The sequence below is a fragment of the Paenibacillus sp. 7541 genome, from assembly GCF_002276395.1.
In the GTDB taxonomy this organism is placed as follows: Bacteria; Bacillota; Bacilli; order Paenibacillales; family Paenibacillaceae; genus Paenibacillus_AQ; species Paenibacillus_AQ campinasensis.
The window spans coordinates 1-12,076 of the sequence record NZ_NQLZ01000015.1; the positions used below are offsets into that span (position 1 = coordinate 1).

The 12,076-nt window shown below is 33.9% G+C and carries 8 protein-coding genes and 1 pseudogene; 8 read left to right on the plus strand and 1 reads right to left on the minus strand.

The window, feature by feature from the left end:
• Nucleotides 1-420 precede the first annotated feature (420 nt).
• Nucleotides 421-900: pseudogene (locus CHH75_RS09145) on the plus strand (3'-5' exonuclease); the annotation flags it as partial.
• A 439-nt stretch (nucleotides 901-1,339) separates the two neighbouring features.
• Here the strand turns inward: CHH75_RS09145 and CHH75_RS09150 are convergent.
• A complete protein-coding gene (locus CHH75_RS09150; RefSeq protein WP_095398013.1) occupies nucleotides 1,340-1,672 on the minus strand; it encodes a helix-turn-helix domain-containing protein in 333 nt (110 codons plus the stop codon).
• Nucleotides 1,673-1,886: 214 nt separating this feature from the next.
• Between CHH75_RS09150 and CHH75_RS09155 the strand changes: the two genes are divergently transcribed.
• The 7 genes from CHH75_RS09155 to CHH75_RS09190 all read left to right on the plus strand — a co-directional run bounded on the left by CHH75_RS09155 (nucleotide 1,887) and on the right by CHH75_RS09190 (nucleotide 11,646).
• On the plus strand, nucleotides 1,887-2,369 hold the full coding sequence (locus CHH75_RS09155; protein WP_141235823.1) for a hypothetical protein: 483 nt from the start codon (nucleotides 1,887-1,889) through the stop codon (nucleotides 2,367-2,369).
• A gap of 1,115 nt (nucleotides 2,370-3,484) precedes the next feature.
• Entirely contained in the window at nucleotides 3,485-4,627 is a 1,143-nt protein-coding gene (locus tag CHH75_RS09165; protein WP_095398016.1) for a tyrosine-type recombinase/integrase, read from the plus strand.
• Nucleotides 4,624-6,762: a tyrosine-type recombinase/integrase gene (locus tag CHH75_RS09170; RefSeq protein WP_095398017.1), complete on the plus strand. Its 2,139-nt coding sequence runs from the start codon at nucleotides 4,624-4,626 to the stop codon at nucleotides 6,760-6,762. Before CHH75_RS09165 ends, CHH75_RS09170 begins: the two co-directional genes overlap by 4 nt.
• A gap of 3 nt (nucleotides 6,763-6,765) precedes the next feature.
• Nucleotides 6,766-8,658: a tyrosine-type recombinase/integrase gene (locus tag CHH75_RS09175; RefSeq protein ID WP_095398018.1), complete on the plus strand. Its 1,893-nt coding sequence runs from the start codon at nucleotides 6,766-6,768 to the stop codon at nucleotides 8,656-8,658.
• Entirely contained in the window at nucleotides 8,655-9,044 is a 390-nt protein-coding gene (locus CHH75_RS09180; protein WP_095398019.1) for a DUF6262 family protein, read from the plus strand. Before CHH75_RS09175 ends, CHH75_RS09180 begins: the two co-directional genes overlap by 4 nt.
• Nucleotides 9,045-9,192: 148 nt before the next feature.
• Complete coding sequence (locus CHH75_RS09185; RefSeq protein WP_255223003.1) at nucleotides 9,193-10,518, plus strand: GIY-YIG nuclease family protein; 1,326 nt, start codon at nucleotides 9,193-9,195, stop codon at nucleotides 10,516-10,518.
• A 294-nt stretch (nucleotides 10,519-10,812) separates the two neighbouring features.
• Nucleotides 10,813-11,646, plus strand: a complete 834-nt coding sequence (locus CHH75_RS09190) for a hypothetical protein (protein WP_095398021.1) — start codon at nucleotides 10,813-10,815, stop codon at nucleotides 11,644-11,646.
• Nucleotides 11,647-12,076 lie beyond the last annotated feature (430 nt).

Consider the following 12,076-nt stretch of genomic DNA (forward strand, 5'->3'; position numbering starts at 1 on the left):
CTGACCGATCATATTCATGACTCGCAAGATACTTCAGAAACTAATCGCTGGGTTAAGATATTGCCTTGAATTCTATGCCCTGCGATTCAAGTTTGAGCCGAGCCATTATCCTCAAGAACTCATAGTTACTGAACCAAGCAAATAGTCATTCAACTGTTTTCAGAAATTTAAGTATAATAATTAATTTGTACCGGTATTTAAATTGCGAATATATCGTCTTAAAAGAGCATAAATGGTTAAGCCTTGAAGTCACGATCGCCTTTTTCCGATCCCAAATAAAAATCCGTTAGGGTTTCAGCTTATGAGACACTATTAATTACTACAAGGAATTTATGGGGGAGAATTGTCCATTTCGAAACTTGCTGAAATTACTTCAGAAGATGACATGGACGACGCAGTAAAAAGTTTGCACATTTTTGTGTAGGGTATAGTAGTTCAATTAGTAATCGTAAGGTTTATGATACGTTGAACGACCTTCTTAAAGTTGAGGTCTCGCTTGAGAGGATGGAAGAAGGGGATGTTTATGAACAAATTCGGCATCTTGAATCGCTTAAGGAAAAAATGACGAAATCTTTAGCTAATAATCTAGTGGATTTAATCGGAGAGCTTGATCTTCAAGACGAATCTAATCATATTGATGATACGATTGATGAGGTTGGAATTTCAACATTTCATGCTGCCAAAGGTTTGGAGTATAAGGCTGTCTTTATCATCGCTTTGGAAGATGATATTATTCCCTCTAGGAACGATGAGGCTGAGGAGCGACGTGGACTTTATGTTGCAATGACCCGATCGGAAAGCAAATTGTTCCTGTCTTCTTCACAGCAACGTGAAAGTCGCCGTGGGGGCAATGATATCGAAAAGCAACCCAGTCGATTTCTTAGTGAAATATTATTGTAAGTGCAATAAAGTCTTCGAATTAGGCCCGGTCTCGAATCTCATCGAAGTATGCTGCAGTATCGAGGGATTGAAACTAGAATAGATAAAAATTTAATACTATTTATCTTCATTATATTGATTTTATTTGATCAAGCATCTAGGAGTAGTCATCAAAAGGTCACTCAGGGGTCACCAGAAGATCACCCAAAGGTCACTCGTGGGTCATCAAAAGGTGACCCTTATCACTTAAGTGACGAGGACTTTTCTATCCCTCCAACTCTTTGCTAACCCACACAATATGAGTTTGTAGTAATGATGCAGAAATTGACGGATAAATTTTTGGGGTAAAGGGATGGTTGGTATTGTCAAACGGAGTTCAATCATAAAAGATTGCTGTTGGAGTGAGTATAGCTAATCTTATGTTATAGTGCTGCTACCGGTAACATAAAGATAAGACGGCTTACGGATGATACAACTCTAAAAATTGCAGAAGTTTTTCTTTTTCCACATTTGCCATAGCCCCTATTTTCTTTTGAATCATTACACCTGCAACATCTGAATCAATTGTGTCCGAGTTGTAAGGTATCATCTTGAAAAATTCAACTAAGGTCAGATTCAAAACTGAGGTTATCTTCTCTAGGCTTTCAACGGATGGACTTATTTCTCCACGTTCGATTTTTCCAATATGAGTAGAGTGTAGTCCGCAAAGATGTGCTAACTCTTCAATAGTATAACCGCGATGTTTTCTTATAGTTCTAATAATATTTCCAATAGTTTTTTTTGATGTTTTCATGAGTCTTACACCTCGGGATTAACATAACGTAATCAAGATGTAGCACCAAGAGATTAAATGGTATATGGATATACCAAATATGGTTTATTTTCTACGAGATATAGTCTATATTAGGAAAAAGAAGAAGTACTCTTTAGGTAAGTGTCTAGGGTAATCGGTTCTTTGTCGGTACTGCTTATATTGGGTAACTCGAGATTGAATAAATGATTGGGGAATGATGATGAGAATTGTACTTAGAGACATACCATCAAGTGCACTCTTTTATAGTGAAAAAGATGGGTCATATACTGTCTTTTTGGAGATGGAGAACGGATGTGTAAAGGATCCCATTACGTGTTTGCGCCAGAACTCTAATGGAGATAAAGAATTTATGGAAAAATATTACGAAGACATGCTTCCGTATATTGATGATGTAGTAATTAAACGATTGTTAATAGAATCAATGATTATTGATACTAAAATCGCCATTGAGCACTACATAGACGCAATAAATGATGCAACGCCGGAGGAATTAAATCGAAAAATCGGAGAGATTGACCCAACAAAATGGTGGACATCGCTTTATCCTACTCGATTAGAGTTATATACCGAGCATATTTCTAATGAAAAGAAAGCACTGAAAAAATACAAGGAAATGTTAAATAAGCTAAAGGGGAAAGAGGAGTCGGTTGATAACAACAATTTTAAGTTTTCTTAGCTAGGCAAGAGAAAGCACTCTCGGTTAAATTTTTATTAATGTAAAATGAAAAAACGCTTCCGCTTATGTTAAAATGTCTAATGGGGACTAAGCGTGGTCACCGGAAACAAGCGATCTACGAGAGGGCGGTTAAACCTTTATCTCGACAGGTCGCTTGTTTTTTAGAACTAAAGTAGGAATTCAATTTGAATCTTTGATGGAACACCACTAAGGAACAGAACAGTTGGTACACTGTTTTAATCAATACCCGATCCTAAATAATATTTACGTATTTTTAGAAGTTCAGTTTTAAAAAAGCAGTTGCCAAAGGAGATTGTGGGATGATTTTTGAGATAACTAGGGAAATGGCTGAGAAGATAAGAAAGTGGGACTCATGCCTAGCAGTTGATGTGTCAGGAGGGAAATTTGCTTATATATTCATCCCGACGAGTATTGGACTAGTCATCAAGGTTCGATGCGACGTGTGCAACAGGGAATTGGATCTTACGGAAGATTGGGGGTAAACTTTTTTCAACTGTTCATGCCGAAATAATGCTAAAGAGTTTCGAACAGAAATTAGAAATACGGGGATTGAAAATGATAATTTACTTATCCGAACTTGTTGAAAACGTGTCGAGAGTAGTTTGATGACAATTTAACAACAACTGCATATGGGTGTAGAATTGGTAAGCGTTATCCTTTGTGTGATATCGAAAATTTCTTAATAAGATAGATATTCATAGCCTGTCTTATTGAAAAAGAAGATGTATGCTGTATAATAAGGTGAAGGGTTTAGCCTCGATGCGAGGCGGAACTTTGCAGAATGAATTAAATCAATTAATCTCATATGGAAGTAGCTATGGTCATTTTTTACCCTATGGGAGACTTTAGCGGTACAACTTCAAGTCACGCGACGCATGAAGAAAATAAGAACGGAACTCGTGAGAGACCGTCTTTTTCCTCATGCGTCTTTTGTTTTTAACTTTTGGAAGTTTCGAAAATACCGAAGCATTCGACGAGATGGCGATCCGAGATATTCCGCTATTGCAAAGTAAGTAGGTTAAGTTGACCTTTTATGTACCTACCTGAACAAATGGACTAAACTTTAAAAATATTTAGGGGGGAAGTGGCTATTAATGAAAGTTCAAACAATCCAAACCGGTACAGGCAAGCGATATATAGTACTGGATAACAACTATAAAGTTATTGAACCAGTATTGAAGTATCTTAAGTATTTGGACTCTTTGGAAAAATCGCCATATACTTTGAAAACTTATGCTCATTTTTTGAAAATATTTTGCGAGTATTTGGAGGAAAAAAGACTTACCGTTTATTCAATATTTGATGCAAAACAAGGAGTTATTGAAATTCTTGTTGATTATATTGGATGGCTTAAAGGTAGTAACACCCAATCAAATATTAAGGCTTTTCAACGTAATAGAAAGACAAGATCGAATGCGACTATTAACAATATGATGGTAGCAGTACAGGGTATGTACACATTTCTAGCTAATAACAAAGAGATACCTAAGGTGGAATTTTACAGAGAAAAGATGAAAACTATTACAAGTTATAAAGGCTTCTTACATGAGACTACTAAGAAATCTACAATACGCGAAAATATTCTGAAACTAAAAACAGTTCAAGATGAAAGCTATGAGTTTATTACACGGGAACAATATAATAGTTTATTCAGAGCTTGTAATAACCGTAGAGATAAATTGATTATAGCATTGATGTTTGAGTGCGGATTAAGGATTGGTGAAGTGATAGGTTTACATATTGAAGATTGTAAACCACAGGATGGTAGCATTTACATCAGACATAGGGATAACTTACCCAATGATGCGAGAGTGAAAAACCATTCTGAAGGAGTAGCGTTTATGCCGGATTACGTTATAAGTTTATTGATAGACTATTTGACAGAAGATATCCTGAATATCAGCAATGATATGCTATTTGTAAACCTTTATCGCGGAAATATTGGTGAAGCAATAAAAGTAAATACAGTAGAGGATTTATTTAAACGTTTATCGCTGAAAAGTGGAATAAAAGTACATCCACATATGCTGAGACATGGTTTTGCAACTGAACGTAAAAAATCTGGTATGGACATGATAAGCTTGAAGGAACTGTTGCGACATGATCAAATACAAAGCACAATGATTTATACACATGTAACGAATGAGGAAAAACGGGATATGGCAATTGAGTTTTACGAATCTAAGCAAGAGTCTGCAGAATACATGAAGAGATTTACTCAAGGGGTGTCTGGATGATAGAGAAAAAAATTATTAATCTTGAAAATGAGCGGTTTTGGAAACAAGATATTCTCAAAATGTCGGAATGCCCCCAAAATAATGTGCGAGTGTATTTTTGTGATCCAAGGTACATCGAGTTATCAACATTTGATCTACAAGGATTAATAAGCGAAGAACTAAAAAAGGAGATTAAAGGGTATTTAAAATCTGTAACCACTGAATTAGATATGTCTAGTAAAAATAATAGAAGAAAATATATATATCCGATTCGCCATTTGATTGAATACTTTAGCTATAAAGATATTTTAACAATCAAGAACATATCAGGGGAAGTCATCAAAAAATACGAAGACTTTTTAATAAAAATTGGTGTTGAAGATGGATATAGGGATAAGACAAACAGAGCTTCGAATAATCAAAAGATTATATGGCGTGTCTTTAGGTTTGCGTTAATAAGCTTGTCTGAGAAAGAGCAATTTACTTATGATAGATGGCTTATTGACAAGCAAAATGTATACTTGGGAAATGATAGCGGCATAGTTTCTTTTGCGGGTCTATCGGAGAGCATAAAAAATGATCTCAAAAATTTTTTCGTTCGATTCGAAGAAAGATATACACAAAAAAATACATTTAAAGCTCGAATTTTGTATCCAATTAGACTTTTAATAGATTACTGCATAGATTATGAAATAAATGAGATTAATAAAATAAACATGGACCATTATAAAATATATCTAGAGCGAAATGGTAGGGAAGTTTACCTAAGTAAATCAGACAGAAAGAAAATCGGGCCGAATGTTAATATTCTAAATTTATTGTGGGTTTTTCAAGATGAAAAAATTAACCCATTTTTTTATGATCGTGATTTTTGGGATCTAACAAAGTTGAAAATAGAAGAGAGCAGGATTAATCTGATTTCTCTAAAGGAAAGCATTTCCTTTCGTGACATTACAAATGAAAAAAATAAAAAATTACTGCAGATATACATTAGGCATCTATTAGAAAATACCTCACTCACATTAAGCACCATTCTAAAAAAGCACTACATGGTTAAACGAATTATGGTTAATTTCGAAAATGGGATCGAACTGCCAAGAGAAGAAATAATTAATTTCATTAAAACGGAATATGGGGAAAAAATGCAAGGGTCAATTTTAAATGATCTTAAGGATATGCTTTTCTATTTATATGAAACAGGTAATATTAATGATCCGATACTATACCAAACGGATTTAATAAAGGCTAATAGAAAGCATGTGAACCGGACTGTCGATGAATATGTTGTTAACCAAATTTTTAATATTCTAGACAAGATTCCAGACGATCTAAGGTTAATTTATTTAATTATTTATTGTACTGGGGTCCGTGTCAGTGAAGCTCTAACAATTAAATCAGATGCATTATTCATTAATTCGAAAGGATGCTTACTAAAAACTTATTCTACAAAAATGAAAAAGTGGCAGTTCAGTGCTATACCTATTGAATTGTATGTCATGATAGATTCCTATATAAAAGAAAACTGTTATGAAAATAACGTGGAATACGTTTTTAAGTCAAAAAGGAATCCTGATTTGCCAATGAAATCGGGTTATTTTAGGGAGAAAATACACAAGCAATTTGAAGATCATGAAATAAAATCCTCAACTGGGGAGCGCTATAGAATCGATATTCACGGATACAGGCATAGGCTAGGAACAGAGATGCATGAACATAGAATTTCACCGTTTATTATCCAGAAAGCATTACATCATGAATCAATTGAAATGACTATAGCATATATCGATATTATAGAAAATGAAATTAAAGAAAGCTACAAAGACTTTTATGACAAAAATGGTGATAAGATAGTTCCTGATCCTGAAAGTGAAAGGATTGTTTTGAATTATTTAGACAAAGCGTTTAATATGCAGGCCCTTCCGAATGGAATTTGCACACTCCCAGTAAAATTAGGCAAATGTGAACATGCAAATGCATGTCTTACTTGCAATTATTTTGGTACAAATGAAAAATATTTGGATATCTTAAGACAACAATTAATAGAAACAGATCATATTCTTGATGAGTCATATAAAAATGACTGGGTAATGCAGATAGCTACAAATGAAGAGGTGAAAAAGAACCTCGAAAATTTAATTGCAAAGTTAGGGGGATAAGCTTTGAAGACTGCGGTTAATAGCAATGGGGATATATCGTTTTTATACGAAAAATTGATGGATAGTTTAGAATGTGAATCGTACCTTAAAAAAGATACGTGGATATTTATGGAAAGTGATGTATTAAAAAAGAACATGAAAAATAATGAAAGAATTATTACCATCAGCAAAAACAGATCTTTTGATTTTACTATAATACAAAACGATAAAATTAGAGATGAAGTAAAATTCTTTTTTGCAAAACAATTGATGCAGGACAAAATGTGCCCCGAAATAAATTATCTTTATAGTGAGTTCAAAAGAATTTTTCAATACCTTTCAAATGAAAAATTTTCGCATGCACAGAGCTTACTTAACTATGACAAAGAGGAACTGCTGAGCGATTTTAGAAATACTCTTGAAAGAAATCAGCAATCAACCACGACAATCGCTAAAAGGATAAATAAAAATATTAAAATGGACATTTATTTTGTAGACTCTGGAATTTTGAGATCACTAAAAAAAATGTATGATTATTTATACCAAGAAATAGTTGAAAATAAGAAAGAATACTTTGAGCGCGATAAGTGGGTATTTTCAGAAATGCCTTTTAAGGTTAATTTGGAAGACTTCTCTGCAAATAAAAGCATTTCTTTTACTAAAATAGCCCAACCAGGAATAAAGAAGATGATTAAGAAATTGTGCTGGCATGAACTAAAAATGACAGTAGTTCGTACGGCAATAATGCGCGTTTATTCTTTTACTAGTTTTTCTAGATATTTAACGAAGAAGTTTCCGTTTGTAAACAACGTAGAAGATATTACTTATGACATGCTGCATAATTATGTAGCGTATTTAAAAACAGAAACTGGGCTAGGACCTGCAACAATTAAAGGGAGAATAGAGGCTGTCCATAAACTATTTGAAACGATTAGGTTTATGAAGTGGGCCGAAATAGATCCTAATGTAAGGATAAAAAGCGACGATATTGTAAAAGTGATAGATAAAACTGGTGACCCATATACAGAAGAAGAATTAAGGGAAATAAATCGTCATTTAGACCAAGTTCCAATACAGATTGCAAGATTACTATGTGTTCTTCAATACACTGGAAGTAGAATTAGCGAAATATGTTCATTTAAAATTGAAAATCTCAGAAAGAGTGAAGATGGAAGAGATTATTTGACTTATAGACAGTTCAAAACAAATAAATATAATGTTATTCCCGTAGAAGGAATAGTTTTGGAACTATTAACGGCGGCTATAAAGACCTCTCGTGAGTATCACGGAGATAGAGCTATATATATTTTTTCATTAGAGAACAACAAAATCATTAAACCAAATTTAATTGATCAAAAACTAAAGCGTTTATCGTATAAGTGGGAACTAAAAGACAAGAGTGGAAAGCCTCTTAATATTAAAGCACACAGGTTTAGAGATACGGTTGCTACTAACTATGCTGAACTTGGAATTGATCCAATTGCGATTTCAAGATTGCTTGGTCAAAAAAGCGTAGGTGTTTTAAAACATTATGTCGAGATTCACAACGATATATATTTAGATGCTATGCAACCGCTTTTGGAAAAACAAAGCCAAATGATTAAAAATATTGGACACATTGAAGATGTGCCTAAAGCTGAGGTAGAAGACACTATCGCCATTCCATTGCCGAATGGTTCATGTTATAAGCCCGCAAGCAGTGGATTATGTCAGCATGCAAATTGCTGTTATAATTGCAAGATGTTTCAACCGGATTCTAAGTATATACATGTCTATAAGAACCACTTATTAAGAGCGAGACAAGATTTGGATATTGCGAAGCTTAATGGCTACGATAGGATATTGCAAATAAATCAGGATCTTGAAAAATCCCTTATTAGAATTATTGAGAAAGTAGAAGAGGAAGGAGTATTATGACGAAAAGAAACACTTCTGCTATAGTAGCAATGGCAAAAGATAAAACATCTAAAAAAGTAGAATTGGTATTACTGGAAATTAATAAGATGCAAAAGAAAAATGAGAAGGTTACAATCTATTCTGTATCAAAAAAAACAGGTGTCTCTCGTTCCTTTTTGTACAATAACCAAGTTTTGTTTAATAAGATTGATTCAATTCGTAACAATGACACAAGATCCGAAGATACAATTCAAACTATTGTTGAGGCACAGAAGCTTAAAATAACAAAGCTTGAAAAGGAAATTGCTGAATTAAAAAAGAATGAAAACTTCAAAAAAAAATACGAAGATCTTTTAGCCCGAAATAGGGAATTGAAAAAACAACTGGAGGTTGCTTACTCATACTAAGTCAGCGCTTTATCTTTATAATAATAAATCTAGGTGGATGAAAAAATGTGCGTGAGCAAATTATGGCAGGGTAGTTGAAGAATTCGCATATAGTAATTAACAGAATAACGATACTGAATTAACTCAAAAGGCGGGTGATAAAATGAGGATGTTTAGCAAGCTTTTTGGGAATAAAAAACAAGAAAAGCAGAATGATAGTCAAAAAGTTTTAAAAGAAAAAAAGGAATCACGAAAACGGGATAATAAACCAGTTAATGAAGTAAACGATGTTGGCATAGGTATGGGATTATCTTTTAATATCTCATCTGACGAAAACGAAAAATATGGGATCTCTATTTCTTCATCGCCTGTGGGCGTTTCTACTGATAGTACAGCCACAGATTTTTATGTATATGAATGGTTTATCAAAGATACCGGTGAAATCTTTTATGTCGGAAAAGGGCGTGGCAATCGCTATAAAACGTTCCACGAACGAGCATACGAAGCTGAAAAAATTCGTAAAATGTATGATACTGCCTCTCGCTTTATTGGAACGGGATTAACTGAAGAACAAGCAATAGAATTAGAGAGCAAAGAAATAACGCGAATATTAAACGAAACAAACGATAGACTAACTAACCGCATAATCCCGCTCTTCACTAAAAGGGATAACGGATACGGTCGCAGTCCTAAAACACCTGAATTACAATTTGAAACAGCTCCCCATTTTTACGCAAGTGAGATAGAAGAACATTACTTTGGAATAAAACCCCGATCATTTGATGAAGTTAAGTGTGAAAATTTAAAAGCGGTAGTCTTCATCACTCGAAATGTAAGAGATGAAATTAGTATTATTTATGGCGGGAAGTTTGACAAATACCAAGATGAAACAAAGGCATTATTGTCAATAAACGGCAGCAAAATACTTAAAAGCAAATTTGCGAAATCAGTTACTGCTTGGGTATACATTGGTGATGATTACGTGATGAATTATGAAAACGACCAAGAGCAAGCATTAGAAAAGCTAGGGCGGAACATACCAACTTATCATTTAATTGATGTTTGGAAGTTTTTAAAAGAAAACTTTGGCGAAGTTAATACAGTTTTAGAAGAAGAGAACCCGATTATTCCAATCCACAATAGGGTTTCACTAAAAGAAATAAAGAACCTATACGATTGGGAAAAGGGATTTGACGAAGGGATGCCATATTGGGAAAAAGGCGATAAGGAACGAAAAGCCGGCAACCTTGAAAGAGCTATTGAGTTATTTGATATAGCACGATACAACGGCTACAATGCCCCAGCATTATATACATCGTATGCAATGGCATATCGAAAACTTAAAGACTACGAAAATGAAATTGCTATCATTGACGAAGCGATTGAACGTTTACGGTCAGAAAAAATTAACGCAAATGAAATTACTATTATGGGATTAAAAGAACGTCGGGCAAAAGCTCTCGTATTAAAACAAAAAAATAGTTCGGAACGTTAAAAGAGTTTCTTCAAATAAGACAGGTCGCTGAAAAACCAGCGCCATTTGCTTTTGGTGAAAAGAATTAAGAAAAAACAAGACGGGTCTGTATTCTTGGTAAATAATATTGAGTATTCCATTAACGGGCGCGACTGCGGAATACCAAGAGCCTAATTACTCATCCAATTCAGCAGGGATTAGGCTCTTCTATCTTTCAAAAATCCTAACGTTGTAAAATCCGCTGCATTTTCCTGATGATACTCCTATAGGGGGCTATTGATGCTATAATTTCATGGGAGAAGGGAGAGAATCTCTATGTCTTTAATTTTTAATATAACAAGTTTTGAAGGCTCGCTTAATTTTTTGAAAGATTATTTGGAGATAGATCCTAAAAGTGTGATTGAGTACGTAAAATCAGATGACAATGATGTTGATGTAGATGATTTTATTGATATATTTAAAATTTCATTAGATAAGTTAGAACATGAGAATATAGAAGCCGTAGCACTTCATGTAACTTCTAATGATGACGATTGTAAGTCTATAAAAAATACCGGTTTACTAAATTTACAACAGGCATTAACTATGAATACACCAATAAAGAAGTATCTAGGAGAATTTCAAATTGAATTTGATGTGTCTAATAAAATAATGTGGGTTAAGGGTAATCAGTTCGATATTACTTATAGCAGCAGTTGGTCTGATGATAAGGATGAAAAATTAGACAGTGTTGCTAGAAAAGTGTATTTTGATCACCAAATAAACGGCTTCTTTAGTATACAAGATGCTAAAGATTATGGTGGAAGAGTTCATGAGAGACCAGAAATATTGCATAATCTGAAAGAATTATTTAAAGCTGATGTTTTAGAAGATCGCTGGAAACAGATTTGTAAACCATATGTTATTAAATATAAAGCACCATTAGATTACTTTACTTACTACTCCTTTTATTCAGAAAAGCACGAGTATGAGGAAGACTATGCAGAAAAAACAGCTTTGAAGGTCTGGTTAATTAATAAGGCGCTTTATGTTGTTTGGAACATGGCTCACAAAAGAATGATGCCAAAAATATTTGCTTACATGAAGCCAGAGGTTAGTATTATTCCGAAAAACTTATTAGGGATTATTCCACTTGATGTTAGTAATTAGATGGATAATTTTATAAACTAGGGTTTATTAAGTAAAGAATGAATCGAATGAATCGATCATGCCGGAGTGAGCAATTTGACGATGCTTTAAGTGTGGAATATTCAATAACGAGAGAAATTCGAAAAAGGACCGCGTAGCGTAGCCGGTAGTATAATTAAATTATACTATGAAACAATAAGAAACTCATTTTCCACAATCGGGCCCGGTTGGATTATGACATTTTATCTTTCAAAATCCTTATTAACGTATACCTGCATTTTCCAAGCGTAAAAAGCTCAAATAGCAAGAAGCTTAAAGAAGGACGTGCTAGAAGTCCGTGCTTGCCAACATATTCTGGGCTTCTATATGATATTAAAAGAAACGCTTTCCATGTGAAGACGAATCTCAGGTCTAACTATTCGTTTAATTTTTGGTTTGACTTTCTTTTCCC

Coding starts and splice junctions, on each gene's coding strand:
- CHH75_RS09150 (WP_095398013.1), bottom strand. CDS start 1,672: ATGAAAACATCAAAAAAAACTATTGGAAATATTATTAGAACTATAAGA.
- CHH75_RS09155 (WP_141235823.1), top strand. CDS start 1,887: ATGATGATGAGAATTGTACTTAGAGACATACCATCAAGTGCACTCTTT.
- CHH75_RS09165 (WP_095398016.1), top strand. CDS start 3,485: ATGAAAGTTCAAACAATCCAAACCGGTACAGGCAAGCGATATATAGTA.
- CHH75_RS09170 (WP_095398017.1), top strand. CDS start 4,624: ATGATAGAGAAAAAAATTATTAATCTTGAAAATGAGCGGTTTTGGAAA.
- CHH75_RS09180 (WP_095398019.1), top strand. CDS start 8,655: ATGACGAAAAGAAACACTTCTGCTATAGTAGCAATGGCAAAAGATAAA.
- CHH75_RS09185 (WP_255223003.1), top strand. CDS start 9,193: ATGTTTAGCAAGCTTTTTGGGAATAAAAAACAAGAAAAGCAGAATGAT.
- CHH75_RS09190 (WP_095398021.1), top strand. CDS start 10,813: ATGTCTTTAATTTTTAATATAACAAGTTTTGAAGGCTCGCTTAATTTT.